Source organism: Desulfobotulus alkaliphilus (genome assembly GCF_007830435.1).
Lineage (GTDB): Bacteria > Desulfobacterota > Desulfobacteria > Desulfobacterales > ASO4-4 > Desulfobotulus > Desulfobotulus alkaliphilus.
The window spans coordinates 15103-30486 of the sequence record NZ_VLLC01000016.1; the positions used below are offsets into that span (position 1 = coordinate 15103).

Annotated in this window: 11 protein-coding genes; 7 read left to right on the forward strand and 4 right to left on the reverse strand. The window is 50.7% G+C overall.

The window, feature by feature from the left end; genetic code table 11:
- Positions 1-155 precede the first annotated feature (155 nt).
- On the forward strand, positions 156-2795 hold the full coding sequence (gene pepN, locus LZ24_RS10580; RefSeq protein ID WP_222427609.1) for an aminopeptidase N: 2640 nt from the start codon (positions 156-158) through the stop codon (positions 2793-2795).
- A 177-nt stretch (positions 2796-2972) separates the two neighbouring features.
- Here pepN and LZ24_RS10585 read toward each other — a convergent pair whose 3' ends face one another.
- Positions 2973-4193: a GNAT family N-acetyltransferase gene (locus LZ24_RS10585; protein WP_144685276.1), complete on the reverse strand. Its 1221-nt coding sequence runs from the start codon at positions 4191-4193 to the stop codon at positions 2973-2975.
- Positions 4194-4365: 172 nt separating this feature from the next.
- Positions 4366-5643 carry a sulfate adenylyltransferase gene (gene sat, locus LZ24_RS10590; protein ID WP_144685277.1) on the reverse strand — a complete coding sequence of 426 codons (1278 nt, stop codon included), beginning with the start codon at positions 5641-5643 and terminating at the stop codon, positions 4366-4368.
- A 418-nt stretch (positions 5644-6061) separates the two neighbouring features.
- Between sat and acnB the strand changes: the two genes are divergently transcribed.
- From acnB to LZ24_RS10605, 3 genes are all read left to right on the forward strand, one after another.
- Positions 6062-8584, forward strand: a complete 2523-nt coding sequence (gene acnB / locus LZ24_RS10595) for a bifunctional aconitate hydratase 2/2-methylisocitrate dehydratase (protein WP_246118580.1) — start codon at positions 6062-6064, stop codon at positions 8582-8584.
- Positions 8585-8859: 275 nt separating this feature from the next.
- Positions 8860-9321 carry a DUF3015 family protein gene (locus LZ24_RS10600; RefSeq protein WP_144685278.1) on the forward strand — a complete coding sequence of 154 codons (462 nt, stop codon included), beginning with the start codon at positions 8860-8862 and terminating at the stop codon, positions 9319-9321.
- 210 nt (positions 9322-9531) lie between these two features.
- The gene (locus tag LZ24_RS10605; protein ID WP_186443074.1) at positions 9532-11277 is read left to right on the forward strand and encodes an Lnb N-terminal periplasmic domain-containing protein; all 1746 of its coding nucleotides are present in this window, start codon (positions 9532-9534) and stop codon (positions 11275-11277) included.
- A gap of 56 nt (positions 11278-11333) precedes the next feature.
- Here LZ24_RS10605 and LZ24_RS10610 read toward each other — a convergent pair whose 3' ends face one another.
- Positions 11334-11855 (reverse strand): gamma carbonic anhydrase family protein, encoded by a 522-nt coding sequence (locus LZ24_RS10610; RefSeq protein ID WP_144685280.1) that lies wholly within the window; start codon positions 11853-11855, stop codon positions 11334-11336.
- 183 nt (positions 11856-12038) lie between these two features.
- On the opposite strand from LZ24_RS10610, the gene LZ24_RS10615 reads away from it, so the two are divergent.
- From LZ24_RS10615 to LZ24_RS10625, 3 genes are read left to right on the forward strand one after another with little or no spacing between them, the layout of a single operon-like run.
- Positions 12039-12614, forward strand: a complete 576-nt coding sequence (locus tag LZ24_RS10615; RefSeq protein ID WP_144685281.1) for a GAF domain-containing protein — start codon at positions 12039-12041, stop codon at positions 12612-12614.
- Positions 12611-13522 (forward strand): protein kinase, encoded by a 912-nt coding sequence (locus LZ24_RS10620; RefSeq protein ID WP_144685282.1) that lies wholly within the window; start codon positions 12611-12613, stop codon positions 13520-13522. The genes LZ24_RS10615 and LZ24_RS10620 overlap by 4 nt, the downstream gene beginning before the upstream one ends.
- A 10-nt stretch (positions 13523-13532) precedes the next feature.
- Complete coding sequence (locus LZ24_RS10625) at positions 13533-13979, forward strand: universal stress protein (protein WP_144685283.1); 447 nt, start codon at positions 13533-13535, stop codon at positions 13977-13979.
- Between the two features lie 307 nt (positions 13980-14286).
- On the opposite strand, the gene ahbD is transcribed toward LZ24_RS10625, so the two are convergent.
- Positions 14287-15381 carry a heme b synthase gene (gene ahbD / locus LZ24_RS10630; RefSeq protein ID WP_144685284.1) on the reverse strand — a complete coding sequence of 365 codons (1095 nt, stop codon included), beginning with the start codon at positions 15379-15381 and terminating at the stop codon, positions 14287-14289.
- Between the last annotated feature and the right edge of the window lie 3 nt (positions 15382-15384).

Below are 15384 nucleotides of genomic sequence, written 5' to 3' on the forward strand. Positions count from 1 at the left end.
CCGCTTCCGCACAGGGCAAGAAGCTCCCGAATAAGATTGCGTCACGGGCAAATAGCCTGGAGCCTGTGCATCTGTCTTGCAGGTATGATATGAAAAACTGTGCTGAACAGTTACATTATTTTAAGCATTACTACCGGATACTGAAAGGATGAAAGATGACTGATACTGCATCCATGCATTATCTTAAAGATTATCGGCCCTGGGATTTTGATCTCAGTGAAACCCGTATGGATGTCTCTATTCATGAAAGTTCCGTGGAGGTGAGAACCCGGCTGATGCTTTCCCGAAAAGCGGACGCCGGGGAGAAAGGCCCCCTTTTTCTTCATGGAGAAGACCTTGAAATTCTCGAAATCAGCCTTGACGGACGCCTGCTTTCCCCCAAGGAATTTTTGCAGGACAGCCGGGGTCTTACGCTTTTTGATGTGCCGGATGCCTTTAGCCTGTTCACCCGGGTACGGATTTTTCCGGATGAGAATACGGCTCTGGAAGGGCTTTACCGTGCAGGGGAGATGCTATGCACCCAGTGCGAGGCCGAAGGTTTCCGAAAAATTACCTTTTATCCGGACAGGCCCGATGTCATGGCTCCCTTTCGGGTAAGGATTGAAGCAGATAAAAAGCGATATCCCGTCCTGCTCTCCAACGGGAATCCCATGGAAAGGCAGGATCTGGACGAAGGACGTCATGCCCTTGTGTGGGAAGATCCCTATCCCAAACCCTCGTATCTTTTTGCGCTGGTGGCAGGGGATCTTGCCTGCTTAAAAGATCGTTTTCATACGGCAGAGGGCCTTGATGTCTCCCTTGAGATTTATACGGAGCATGAAAATGCGGATAAGTGCGCCCATGCCATGAAGTCCCTTAAAAAAGCCATGCACTGGGATGAACTGGTTTTTGGCCTTTCCTATGACCTTTCCACGTACATGATTGTGGCTACCAATGATTTCAACATGGGTGCCATGGAAAACAAGGGACTCAATATTTTCAACAGCAGGTATGTGCTGGCAAAGCCTGATACGGCTACGGATATGGATTTCGAGGGCATAGAAAGCGTCATTGCCCATGAGTATTTCCATAACTGGACCGGCAATCGGGTCACGGTGAAAAACTGGTTCCAGCTTTCCCTCAAGGAAGGCCTTACCGTGTTCCGGGATCAGGAGTTTACCTCAGACATGCAGTCCAGATCCCTTAAGCGTATTCAGGATGTGAGAAGTCTCAGGGCAAGGCAGTTTCCGGAAGATGCCGGTCCCATGGCCCATCCCATCCGGCCGGAGGCGTATCTGGAAATGAACAATTTTTATACGGCCACGGTTTACGACAAGGGTGCGGAAGTTATCCGCATGATCCATACCATCATCGGGCCTGAAAGTTTCCGCAGGGGCATGGATCTCTATTTCAAACGTCACGATGGCAGGGCTGTCACATGCGAGGATTTTGTGGCGGCCATGGAAGACGCATCGGGAAAAGATCTTTCCCGGTTCAGGCTCTGGTATTCCCAGGCGGGCACTCCCGTACTGTATGCCAGTACAGAACTGGATAAGGAAAAATCCATCCTTTATCTTACCTTGAAGCAGGAGGTGCCGGACACACCGGGACAGTCCGGTAAAAAGCCCATGACCCTCCCTGTCAAGACGGCTTTTTTTACGGAAAAAGGGGAGCAGGCCTTTCTGAAATTTAAGGGGGAAAAGGCAAATGCCTTTCTTCTGGTCCTGGAGTCTGAGGAGGAAATCTTTGCCTTTGAAGGTGCCAGCGAAGGCCTTGTACCTTCCCTTTTGAGGGAGTTTTCTGCTCCCGTGCACCTTAAAACAGCGCTTGGGGATAAGGATCTTGCCCTGCTCCTTGCCATGGATACGGATTCCTTTAACCGCTGGGAGGCCGGGCGCATTCTGATCAATCGCACCCTGCTGGGCCTCATGGAGGATTACAGGGAAAAGCGGGAGCTGCATCTGCCCGAAGCCTTGCTCGCGGCCCTTGGAACCGTGCTGGAGAATGCAGACAGGGATCCTGCCCTGGCCGCAGAAATTTTAAGTCTGCCCACGGAAATGGAACTTTATCATCTGCTGGCTGCTGAAAGGATTCCCGTTTCTCCTCCGGAAGTCCATGGCGTCCGGAATTTTCTGCTGGACCGTATCGCTTTTGAACTGAAGGATTTATGGGAAAGGGCCTTTGAGAATTTTCAGACTCCGGGAGATTATGTTTTCAGGCCAGAGGATGTGGCCCGGAGAAAAATGAAAAATCTGGCCCTTTTCTGGCTTTCCCGGCTGCCGGATACGGGGTTTGAGACGGTTTACAGGGCATGGGAAAAAGCCCATTGCATGACAGACCGCATGGCAGCCTTAAGCCTTGCCGTCCACTTTGACGATCAGAGAGCAGAGGAAATGCTTGATGCCTTTTCCCGTCAGTTTGAGAAAGATGCCCTTGTGATGGATAAATGGTTTCAGGTGCAGGCTTTGTCCCGCAGGCCGGATACCCTGAAAAGGGTGAGCGAACTCATGGCGCATCCTGCATTTTCCATGAAAAACCCCAACAAGGTCAGGGCGCTTATCGGAGCCTTCTGTTCGGGCAATCCCTTCCTTTTTCACCAGAAGGACGGGTCGCCTTATGATTTTCTGGCCCGGAGGGTACTGGAACTGGACAGCATAAACCCTCAGGTGGGCTCCCGCATGGTCTCTGTGTTCAATCCATGGAAAACCTTTGCGGAACCCTGGCGCTCTGCCATGGAAAAGGCCTTGAAAGCCATTGACTCTAAAAAGGATTTATCACCGGATATCCGTGAGGTGGTGGGCCGTGCGCTGGGTTAATATAGAATAGTTTCGTTTCTGATTAGCAGAAGTTTATGGGCAGGCACGGGGCCTGCCCCTGCAATATCGTTTCAAGACTGCCCCATGTATCAAGAATGACCACGCAGAGTATAGCCTGAAAACGTTTATGCAGATTCCCCCTGTTTTTCAATATAAAAACGAGATGCCATCATCCTCCTAAAAGTAGTCGGAAAAATAGGGTGTCGCCTGGGGAATGAGCTGCTCCAGTATGCGCAGGGTTTTCGGGTCTGTCTGGAGGCGTTCAATGCTTGCAAGGTAGGAGGGACGCCTGTATCCCATGAGCATGGTGGTGAGGGTCTGGATATCCAGACAAACGGGCTGGCCTTTGGGGGTTCTGCTCACGGACAGGTTTTCTTCCCTGTCAAAGGAAAGGCTGAAAATACCCCGGTTCCATTCCAGTACCGGATCTTCAACAATGAAATGGAAATCCTTGTCTGCCGGGTTCGCAAAGGGACAGGCACAAAGAAAATTTTCAAGGTCAACGATGCGTGCCATAATATAGGGCTGGATGGTTTCTGTTATTTCACTGTCTTCCAGCAGGAAAGCAATGGGTTCATCCTTGTAGGAAAAACCCTTTACCTCCTCGATCATGGAAAAGTGCGCAGAAATATAATTCCACAATCCTTTTCTTGCTTCCTGATTCAGGTAGAACATTTCCTTGATGTGGAAAATGTCTTCGGCAATTTTGTAAAAAAGACAGCCCGCAGGTTCCTTTTTTTTATTATAGTACAAGGCTGCAAAGTGCTCTTCCTCGTTTTCCCAGCGCCAGTACTCTTCCCATGCCAGCTCATCGCGTATCAGGGCGCCATGGGTTTTGCGGGCAAAGTGATCGTAGGTGCGTATGATATCCTTGTGGTTCAGGGCCTTCCTTTTGACAAAACCTTCCACCTTCGTTCTTGGGGGAAGCTGGGTGTCTTTCAGGCTGAAAGACATTTTGTCGGATATGATTTCCCATCCCTTCTTTCTGTAATAGGGAATGGAATAGGGGAACAGGTAGGAAATCCACTGTCCGTTTGACCGCATCATCTCAAGGCCTTTTTTCATAAGCTCATTCATCAGTCCCATGCTGGCATATTCTGGATAGGTGCCAACGCCTGTGAGGTAGCCCATGGGGAAAACCTTTCCCCGAATATTCACCTCGCAGGGGTAGACGGCCAGCTGGGAAATCAGTTTTTCCCCGTCAAACCAGCCAATGACATCGGCTTTGCGGAGAATGGGTCTTTTGGCCCGGACCAGTTCTCCCTTTTCGTAGCCTACTTCCTGAAGGTCATGGCTTGTGACCTGAAAAACATATCGGAGCAGCTCATTGTACTGTTCCAGATGTTCCAGCCGAACAGGCTGAAGGGTATAATGATCAAAGGGGCTTCTGCGAGACATGGTGTATCCTCAACTGACAGATGGTCACAGCATGGGAAGACTGAAGACATTTATATTGTAACAGTCCTTTAGGGAGGAATATAGCGGATTAAAGCAGGAAAGAAAAGGGGTACGGAATTTCCGCACCCCTTATTTACATCATTGAATCATCCGTCCGGAGACGGCAATTTTTTTACTGGCCAGCACCCGTTGCAGCGGAGTGGGTTTTGATTTCTACTTTTTCGGTCAGGCCTGCATAGTATTCACGCAGGATGTCGAGAACTTCGTCACGGCCGAAGTGATCGGCAATGGGAGCACCTTCGGAAAGGCCCTTACGCAGCATGGTACCGGAAAGGATAACACGGTCTTCCTTGCCATGGGGGCAGGTACGCAGAGAGGCCATGCCGTCACACTTGACACAGTAGAAGGTCCAGTCAATCTTCAGCGGGGTAACTTTCAGAGCTTTGCCTTCTTCGGCGGGGTAGGGGATTTTGTCGAAGATGGTCTGGGCTTCGAACATGCCGTAGAAGTCGCCAACACCGGCGTGGTCACGGCCGATGATCATGCGGGATACGCCATAGTTCTGGCGGAAGGTTGCGTGCAGCAGGCCTTCACGGGGACCGGCATAGCGCATATCCAGAGGATAGCCGCCCTGTACCACGTTTTCTTTTACAAAGTACTTGTCAACCAGGGTGTCGATGCATTTAACACGAACACGTGCAGGAATATCGCCGGGCTTCAGGTTGCCCACGAGGGAGTGAATGAATACGCCATCACAAACTTCCACGGCAATTTTTGCAAGGTATTCGTGGGAACGGTGCATGGGGTTACGCAGCTGCAGGGCAGCAACATCGCTCCATCCACGCTCGTCAAAGATGGCACGGGCCTGGGCAGGGGAAAGGTAAACACCTTTGTAACGCTCGGGGTAGATGCCTTCGGAAAGAACCTTCACGGGACCGGCAAGGTTGAAGTCTTTCTGACCCATAACCATCTGAACACCGGGGTGATCTTCTTCGGCAATCTTCCAGAATTCTTCGGCGGTGGCAGTGCCTTCGCCCATGAATACCTTCTCACATTCCCAGCGCTTGTTGGCTTCGGTCATCTCGAATTTCTCGGTAACCTTCATGGTAGCCATCACTTCACCGGCAGCCGTAACCAGAGCAATTTCTTCACCATCTTTAATGGCTTCGGCATCGGCCTTGTCTGCGGAAAGGGTAACGGGGATGGGCCAGAAGGTACCGTCTGCCAGAAGGAAGTTTTCGCATACGCCTTTCCAGTCAGCTTTGGTCATGAAACCGGTAAGGGGGGAGAAACCACCGATACCCATCATGATGAGGTCACCTTCTTCACGGGGGGTGATGGTGATTTTTTTGAGGCCTTCGGCTTTTTTCAGTTCGGCTTCTCTTTCAGCACCTTCCAGAAGACAGCAGGTAAGGCCTTTTCCACCATGGGGAGCTACAAGATTGGACATGTGTTCTACTCCTTTGTTCTTAAGGGGGGTTATAATATATGGATTGCGATCCAAGGTTGCCCCGCTGGGCAACCATTCATTTCTTGGTACGATGCCTGATTAGTAAGAAACCAAGCTTTTGTCAAGGTCAGAAATCCGGTCAGCACCCGTAGATGGGCCATCTTTCAGGGATTTTTAAATATAATAAGGCATATTTTCCCGCCAGTTGTCCCATGGAGAGGCATGCCAGCGGGCCTTTGGCAGGTTTTGGGTTTTTTCACGGGATGGTTTTTTAAAAGAGATTGAATCTGAAGGGCGGATTCAGTACAAAGTCCCTGATCAAAAAGGTGCTACAGTCTTAAATTGAATCTAAGTGTGTGGCTGTTCATTAATTCCAGGTTCTGAAACAGGGGACTGCAGGATGAATAAGGATGGGAAAATGACAATGATTGATGAATACCGGAGCCATATGGCAGCGAGGGAAAGGGAAGGTCTTCCGCCCCTGCCCCTCAATGCTGCTCAGGCCGGGGCTTTGTGCGGGCTTCTTGTTGCACCGCCATCGGGGGAAGAGGATTTTCTGCTTTCCCTGCTGCAGAACCGTATTTCTCCGGGGGTGGACCCTGCGGCAGAAGTCAAGGCGGACTTTTTAGGGGATATTGCAGGGGGCAAAAAAAGTTCTCCTCTGCTGCCCCCCCTTGAGGCTGTTCGGCTTCTGGGAACCATGCGGGGCGGATACAATGTCAGGCATCTGATGCGTCTCCTTTCCCACGGGGATTTGGGAGATGCGGCTGCCAGAGCACTTTCCGGAAACCTTCTGGTACTGGATGTCTTTGATGAGCTTGTAAAGCTTGCAGAAACCCTGCCTGCGGCCCGAAGAGTACTGGAATCCTGGGTTGCTGCGGAGTGGTTCACCGGAAAACCTGTCGTCCCCGATACCATTGACTGCATTGTTTTCAAGGTGGACGGAGAGATCAATACGGATGATTTTTCTCCGGCAGGAGAGGCCTGGAGCCGCCCGGACATTCCCCTTCATGCCTTAAGCATGCTCCGGTCCCGTATGGAGAATCCCCTGGAAAAAATCCGTGAACTGAAGGCTTCGGGGCTGCCCCTTGTCTTTGCAGGGGATGTGGTGGGAACGGGTTCTTCCAGAAAATCCGCCACAAACTCCCTGCTCTGGCATATCGGAGAAGATATTCCCTTTGTTCCGAACAAGCGGCAGGGCGGGGTGGTGCTGGGAAGCAAGATTGCCCCCATCTTTTTTAATACACTGGAAGATTCAGGGGCCCTTCCCATTGAGTGCGATGTGAGCCGTCTTTCCATGGGACAGCGCATCCGTATCTTTCCCCATGAAGGTCGCATTGAAGATGGGGAAGGAAACACGCTGACCGCTTTCACCCTGAAGACATCCGTACTTCTGGACGGGGTCCGGGCAGGTGGCCGTATTCCCCTGATCGTTGGCCGCGCATTACAGTCAAAGGCCGCAGAAGCCCTGCGCCTTGAGTCGGTCCCCGGCATCTTTGCCAGCCCCTCCCAGCCGGAAGATACGGGCAAGGGCTATACACAGGCCCAGAAGATCATAGGAAAGGCCTGTGGTCTTGAAGGGGTTCGTCCCGGAATGTACTGTGAACCTCTTATGACCACCGTGGGTTCCCAGGATACCACAGGGCCCATGACAAAGGACGAGCTGACGGAGCTGGCCTGCCTCCGTTTTGCTGCGGATCTGGTCATGCAGAGCTTCTGCCATACGGCGGCCTATCCAAGGCCCGTGGATATCCGTATGCACGACACCCTTCCGGAATTTATCAGCGAAAGGGGAGGGGTTGCCCTGAAGCCCGGAGACGGGGTCATCCACTCATGGCTCAACCGCATGCTTCTTCCGGATACCCTGGGTACGGGTGGGGACTCCCATACCCGCTTTCCCGTAGGTCTGAGCTTTCCCGCAGGTTCCGGCCTTGTGGCCTTTGCCGCAGCCATGGGAACCATGCCACTGGATGTTCCCGAATCCGTGCTTGTCCGTTTTAAAGGGAAAAGAAAACCGGGCATTACCCTGAGGGATCTTGTCAATGCCATTCCCCTGACCGCAATCCGCAAGGGCCTGCTGACGGTGGAAAAGGCGGGGAAGAAGAATATTTTTTCCGGGCGGATACTGGAAATTGAAGGGCTTGAGGATCTGGAAGTGGAAGAAGCCTTTGAACTGACAGATGCTTCTGCGGAACGTTCTGCGGCAGGCAGCTGTATCCGGCTTAAGCCCGAAAAGGTGGCTGCGTATCTGCGCTCTTCAGCCCTTCTTCTCCGCAGACTTGCCAGCGAAGGCTATGCGGACGCAGAGACCCTGCTCCGCAGGGCCGATGCCATGGACCTCTGGTGTGAGGCGCCTTTCCTGCTGGAGGCGGATAAGGATGCCGGGTATGCGGCGGTGATTGAGATTGACCTTGAAACCATGACAGAACCCATCCTTGCCTGTCCCAATGACCCCGATGATGTACGGCTGCTCTCTGAAGTGGCGGGCACAGAGGTTCAGGAAGTTTTTATCGGCTCCTGCATGACCCACATAGCCCATTTCCGTGCTGCTGCGGCCCTGCTGGAAGGAAAGCAGGATCTCCCTGCCCGTCTCTGGATGTGTCCGCCCACCCGGCTGGATGAGGCAGTCCTTCGCAGGGAGGGGGTTTACAATGTGCTGGGCAGAACCGGAGCCCGCATGGAAATGCCGGGCTGTTCTCTCTGCATGGGCAATCAGGCCCGTATTGCCAGAGGGACCACGGCCTTTTCCACTTCCACAAGGAATTTCCCGGACCGTATGGGCGATGATACCAAAGTGTATCTGGGTTCAGCGGAACTGGCTGCCATCACAGCGGTGCTGGGAGAAATTCCGGACCCGGCCCTTTATTTTCAGGTGATGCAGGAAAGGGTGCTGGGGAAGGAGGCTGAACTTTATCGCTACCTTCGTTTTGAAGGCCAGTGATTTGATTTTTCCTGATATTTCATTTTCAGGTATGTCTGTTTTGCAGTTGATTTTTGAATCTCATACTGTTAAAAAAATAATGATTTTCAGAAGTGTTCAGGAAGAGGAAGATCCGTTTTGCAAAGGTGTCGCAGTTAATGCTGTTTGTGATGCGTTTTTGTCGTTCAGCTTTTGTGCCTTTAAAGATTGCAGCAGATCTGCTTTGTTGTCGTTGGGGACGGGAACAGTCGTTTTTGTCCCTGTAAAACCTGAAACTGAAATGGAAGGAGTCTTTTGTGAAAAAGTTTTTTGCAGCAGTTCTCATTGGTCTGTTTGTAGCTGCCCCTGCTTTTGCCGTTAACAGGGACAATGTGGGATGTGGTCTCGGCTCCATGCTGTTGGAAGAGAAAGACGGCCTTCTCTGGGAAATTATGGCAACTTCCACCAACGGTACCTCCGGTAACCAGACTTTCGGTATCACTTCCGGCACCCTTGGGTGTGAAAAACCCGCCAATTTTGCCAAGCGTGAGCAACTGGATCGTTTTGTGGCAGACAACATGGATTCCCTTGCCGTGGATATTGCCATGGGTGAAGGAGAAACCCTTGGCGCACTGGCTGAACTGGCTGAAGTGGATGAAAGTCGCAGAGTTGATTTCTTTGTTGCCCTGCAAATGAATTTTGATACCATTTATCCGAATGGTAAGGTCGCAGGTACTCAGGTTGTGGATCAGATTACGGATATTCTTGCACAGATCTGATTTTTTCAGGCTTCCATGAAGTAAAAAATCCGGTATTCCTTCTAAAAAATGAGGAAGCCGGATTTTTGCATCTTTATTTTGGGGGATCCGCTTTTGCAGAACAATAAAAAAATGCCTCTGCCGTTGTTTCTATTTTTGATTCTGATTTTTGGTTTTTCCGGGGCTGCAGCCGAAGAGAAGGTAGAGGCACTGGTTCTGCAAGCAGAAGAGATGAAACTGGCCGAACACAGTTATTGGCATGTTCTCTATCATTATCACAGGCCTCTGGGAATGGGGATGAAAAGTCGTATTGATGATCCTTCCTTTTTCATTTCTCCTGTGGGCAGAAAAAACCCAAAGGAAGAAATGAATGCGGCCATCCGCTTTCTTTTTTCCGGCAGTGCTGAGAATATCTGTCCCTATATTGCACGCTATCATTGGCTTTATGAGCAGCTTCAGCCGGAACCGGGACTCTTCCCTGAACCTGTCTGTGAAGAGCTTAAAGATATTCACCCCACCTCTGCACGCGTTGTTTTTCCTACCTATTTTATGAACAGTCCGGCTTCCATGTTCGGACATACCCTGATGACCCTGCGGCTGGATAATACCTCAAGAATGCTGGATAAAGCCGTGAACTATTCGGCCTTTACCCAGGAAACCAACGGATTTGTTTTTGCTTTCAAGGGGATATTTGGTTTTTATCCGGGGTACTTCAATGTGCTTCCCTACTATAAAAAAATTCAGGAGTATGGTGAAATCAATCAAAGGGATATCTGGGAATACCGGCTGGATCTGGAGTCCCATGAGCTTGATGCCATGGTCAGGCATATCCGGGAAATGGAAGGAATCTATTCGGACTATTATTTTTTCGATGAAAACTGTTCTTTCACTCTTATGTATCTTGTGGAGGCGGCCCGTCCGGGTCTGAACCTGACCGATGCCTTTCCCCTCTGGGTGATCCCTGTGGATACCATCCGTGTTTTGGAAAAAGCGGGGCTCATTGTGGAGGCGGAATACCGGCCCAGCCGGGCCACCATTATTCGTCACAGGCTTTCCCATTTGTCCTCTGAAGATCAGAAGCTGGCTCTGGATATCCTTGAAGGCAGGGAGCAGTCGGAAACCGTTCTGGATATGGAAGCCCTGAGGGCCATCCGCATACTGGATACGGTCATTGACTGTATACGATACCGTTTTGTAAAAAGGAAAATGGATCAGGATGATTATCAGAAAACCCTGCTGCAGGCCCTGCGGGTGCGCAGTCGTCTGGGCGTTGCAGATGATGCCCTGCCACCTGTACCGGAGCCTGTGCGACCTGAAAAGCTCCATGGTTCTTCAAGATTGAGTGCAGGGGTACAGGTGTCTGATGGCAAAACAGCAGGAATTCTCATCTACAGGCCAGCCTTTACGGATCTCACAGATCCGGATTACCCTGAAAGTGATGGTATCCGTATTGTATTTGGTGAGACTTCACTTCGTATTGGGCCTGAGGGTGAAGGCATTCAGCTGGACCGTTTTGATGCCATTGATATCATGTCTTTGTCTCCGAGGGATCGTTTTTTTACCCCCCTTTCCTGGGCGGCAGGTATCGGGCTGGAAGGTGTTCCGGGGGAAGGCAGGGGAAGGCTTCTCAGGATTTCCGGGGGAGCGGGATTTGCCTGGGGAGGAGGCCAGTATGGGCTTTCTTATTTTATGGCTCTGCCCCGTTTTTTTGCAGGTTCCGGGCTGGATGACGGATATTCTCTGGGAGGGGTTGTGCGGGCCGGTTGGATTTTCAGGCTCTTTGAGCACAGCAAATGGCAGGCCTTTGCTGAAGGCGGCGGCTTTGGGGCAGGACATCAGAGCTATGCTGCGGCGGCAGGTCTCGAAGGAAGTGTGCGGTTGGGCCGGAACTGGCATCTCGGATTTGAGACCATGCATGAAGAACGCTGGGGGCAGTCCGCTTTCCGAACAGGGATGGCTTTGCACTGGTTTCACTGATGCTGCTGTACCTTCTGAGGCATTCCGTTGCCCAGAAGGTACTTCAAATGATAATTTTATTCAAATTTTTCCGGATTCCTGTAGGATGCGGCCTTCTCACAATAGTGTTTTGCGGATTCCCGGATCACTTCAATGATATCCTCTTTAAAGGTTTTAACCACCTTTGCAGGCATACCCGCGATGAGGCTGAAGGGTGGCACGACCGTATTTTCAAGCACCACGGCTCCTGCGGCCACAATGCTGCCCCTGCCTATCACGGCACTGTTCATGACAACGGCACCCATACCGATAAGGCAGTCATCTTCCACGGTGCAGCCGTGGAGGATGGCCCTGTGACCTGCTGTGATGTTTTTACCAAGGGTCAGGGGAAAGCCGGGATCGGCATGGAGCATGCAGAGATCCTGAATGTTGGTGTTTTCATCAATCCGAATGGGGGCGGTATCACCCCGGATCACCGCAGAAAACCAGAGGGAACTGCCTGCTGCCATGTGAACATCGCCGATGACCGTTGCGCCGGGTGCAATAAATACCGTCTCTGCCAGAAAAGGGGTTTCATTTTCAAAACGATGGATTGCCATGTCTGACTCCTTTTTGATTCTTCTTCATTTGTGCAGTGCCGTATATTATGGTTTGACCTGACAGCAAATCATGGTTTATAATTTTAAACAAGAGAATATTTTTCCAGTACAAATGTATGATTAAAATCTTTCCTGGCACCCCCATAGTATTTTATTTGTAACTTCAGCCAAGCGAGGAAAATCATGGAGCAGAAACCTGCATCCCGGATCACTCTCCGGGAATTTAAAGCCATCAGCCATGCCATTTCCACCTATGAAGACCTGACGGTTCTCAACCATCATCTGGTGGAAGGTATATGCAAAGCATTTAATATCAAGGCCTGCAGTATTTTTCTATATGATGACAGGGAAAACCAGCTTTTCCGCGTTGTCAGCCATGGACTGAGTGAGACTTACCTCAGCAAGGGGCCCATTATTGTGGATGATAATAAGAACAGGGAAGCCCTTTCCGGAAAGGTTGTTTTTTATCAGGATATCGAAAATGATGAACGCGTTCTCTACCCTAAGGAGGCTATGGCTGAAGGAATTATGTCCATGCTTTCCGTGCCCATCAAGTACCATGAGCATACGCTGGGGCTTTTGAAAATGTACCACAGTGACCCATGGATTCTCCATGAAGATGATCAGGATTCCTTCTGTGTTCTTGCGGCCCATCTGGGTTTACGCATAGAACACACAGGCCTGAGAAATTTTTTTGAAATGGTGAAGGCAGCTGCGGGCAGCTTGCCCCTTCGTATGATGCAGGGTCTGGCCCTATGAAAAAAGGGGGGCGGGTTGTTACGGACACCACAGGTTTTTTTGAGATTACATCCGGTGACATCATCGAGATCGGTGGCCGGAGGTTCCGGGTAACGGGCAATGAGATGGAGCGTCGCTTTGGTGTGGAAGATCCCAAATACTGGGTGAAGCGTGTCATAGAGGATGCCACCTGTGACCGGAAAATAATCAAGCTTTCTTTCCTTGAGACCTTTCATACAAAAATTGGTGGTGTTCCCATACGCTGTTTCCGTGACCCGGATAAGGAAGGGGATATTCTGGACCTTGTCCGCGGCAGGGATGATTTCATGCAGGGTGAGGTTTTCCGGGATACCATGGGGAATAATATCAGGATTCTGGATATTGTCCGTGGTAAGAATTTTTATGTGGCCATGGGCGATTATTTCCAGATGCCCCACAGGGTGTATTACGAAAAAATAATGCCCGGCCTTCTTGCAAAACTCTTAGAAGCCTTCCGTTCCATCCGTTTTTTGCATATCAATGGCTTTCGCCACGGGGATATCCGCAATGACCACCTCATGATCGAAAACCGTACAGGCAAATATGTCTGGATTGATTTTGATTATGAGTACGATGCGCCGGAAAACCCCTTCAGTCTGGATCTTTTTGGTCTGGGGAACCTCCTGATCTACACAGTGGGTAAGGGTTTCCATGAGCTGTATATGATCCGGCATGAAAGGGAACTTTACGGAGATTTTTTTGATAAGATTGTGGAAGAGGACATGTCCCTTCTGGATGCCAGCCGTTTTATCAATCTTCGCAAGCTCTATCCCTATCTGCCCCGTATGCTGAATGATATCCTCCTGCATTTTTCCAGGGGGACGAGCGTCTATTATGAATTTATCGATGAAATTATTGAGGACCTTGAGGGGTTTCTCCGTTCCCTGTAGGAGGTGAAGTGTGATCAATTCCATTCTGATTCCTGTGGCGGATGCGGCCAGTTCCCGGGCTGTTGTGGAATATATAACAGGACTAGCCCTTTCACCGGATAAAACAAAGATCACCCTGCTTTATGTGAACAGAACACCATCGGGCAGTGAAGAGCTGATGGGGTACCGTTTTGTTGCATCCCTTCCCGAGAGGGGAGATAAGGCCATTCAGTGGTCAAGGGATACCCTTGTGGCAGGGGGGATGGACCCTGACAATATCTATGCGGATATCATATCCGGTCCCTTTGCCACCGTGGCTGACGGCATTATGGCTTACTTTAAAAAAGCACCCCATAAAATGGTTGTGATTGGGCGGAAAAAGATGAGCAAGGCAGAAGAATTTGTCCTGGGCGATGTCAGCATGAAGCTGGTCCGGGCTTTGGAAGAAACGGCGGTTATGGTGGTAAAGATTAACTGATTTCTTATGATGAAAGATAACAATTATTCATCACATTTTATTTTGAAAAAATGTTTTTTAATTTCAGTATCTTGCTTCCAGTAAAAGACAATCTGATTACCACTGTCTTTCAGCCATACGAACCTTAATCATGGAAATTATATGACCATATTTTACGCTTGTTTGCGGGTACCCGTAAAGGGTACCCCTACAAAAACAGGGCCGTAAAAACCATTAGTAGGGGCAGGCCCCTGTGCCTGCCCCGGTTTTGGGCAACCACGGGGGGGCCTGCAAAAAACAGGGCCGTATCAGATCATTCTCTGCAGGGTTATCCTTTCCGTATGTCTCCGGGCTGATACTGGCAGAGGGGCTCTTCTGCCATGAAATCTCCCGTTGCCTCATAGGCTCTGGCCCGGCATCCCCCGCATACGGCCCTGTACTCACAGGGGCCGCATTTTCCCGTGAGCTGGTCATAGTCCCTCAGCCGTAAAAGGGGGGGGGATTTCTGCCAGATATCCACAAAAGAATTTTCTTTCACATTGCCGCAGGGTGTTTCCAGAAATCCGCAGGGCTGTACATCACCCACATGGGAGACAAAGCAGAAGCCGATTCCCCCAAGGCATCCTCTGGTCATGGCATCCAGCCCATGGGTGGCAGGGGAAATGGTTTTTCCTTCTGCCTTTGCCCTCTGGCGGAGAATCCTGTAGTAGTGGGGGGCACAGGTGGCTTTGAGCTGTAAGGGTACCTTGTCCCGCTGATCATAGAACCAGTTGAGGGTTTCTTCATACTGCACCGCATCAATGGCCGTTTCTTCGATTTCCTTGCCACGGCCTGTGGGCACCAGCAGAAAGATATGATGGGCCGCAGCACCAAGGGAAACCGCAAGGTCGAGAATTTTAGGAATTTCTTGCAGATTTTTTTTGGTGATTGTGGTGTTGATCTGAAACTCAATGCCTGCTGCTTTTGCATTGGCTACCCCATGCATGGCACCCTCAAAGGCACCGGGCATGGCACGGAAGGCATCATGCACCTCCTTTGTGGCACCATCCAGACTGATGGAAATACGCTTGATGCCTGCATCTGCCATGCGCTCTGCATTTTCAGGTGTCACGAGGGTTCCGTTGGGAGCCATGGTCATGCGCAGTCCAAGGTTTGTTCCATATTTTGCGATATCAAAAATATCCTTGCGCAGCAGGGGTTCACCACCGGTAAGAATGACAATCACCTCTCCCAGCTTACGGATATCATCCATCAGCCCGAAGGCCTGTTCCGTGCTGAGTTCTCCGGGGTAGGGTTCGTTTCTTGCAGCCGCACGGCAGTGGATGCAGTTCAGATTGCAGCTTCGGGTGGTTTCCCATGCCACAAGGCGCAGGGTATCCCGTTTGCCGGGAGTGGTTCCGGGGTGGCTGTTATTTGCGTGCATACT

Bases quoted from the DNA above. Each gene is read 5' to 3' on its own strand.
- LZ24_RS10615 (WP_144685281.1), top strand. From the start codon at position 12,039: ATGGAGCAGAAACCTGCATCCCGGATCACTCTCCGGGAATTTAAAGCC.
- LZ24_RS10605 (WP_186443074.1), top strand. From the start codon at position 9,532: ATGAAACTGGCCGAACACAGTTATTGGCATGTTCTCTATCATTATCAC.
- pepN (WP_222427609.1), top strand. From the start codon at position 156: ATGACTGATACTGCATCCATGCATTATCTTAAAGATTATCGGCCCTGG.
- acnB (WP_246118580.1), top strand. From the start codon at position 6,062: ATGACAATGATTGATGAATACCGGAGCCATATGGCAGCGAGGGAAAGG.
- LZ24_RS10620 (WP_144685282.1), top strand. From the start codon at position 12,611: ATGAAAAAAGGGGGGCGGGTTGTTACGGACACCACAGGTTTTTTTGAG.
- LZ24_RS10585 (WP_144685276.1), bottom strand. From the start codon at position 4,193: ATGTCTCGCAGAAGCCCCTTTGATCATTATACCCTTCAGCCTGTTCGG.
- ahbD (WP_144685284.1), bottom strand. From the start codon at position 15,381: ATGCACGCAAATAACAGCCACCCCGGAACCACTCCCGGCAAACGGGAT.
- sat (WP_144685277.1), bottom strand. From the start codon at position 5,643: ATGTCCAATCTTGTAGCTCCCCATGGTGGAAAAGGCCTTACCTGCTGT.
- LZ24_RS10610 (WP_144685280.1), bottom strand. From the start codon at position 11,855: ATGGCAATCCATCGTTTTGAAAATGAAACCCCTTTTCTGGCAGAGACG.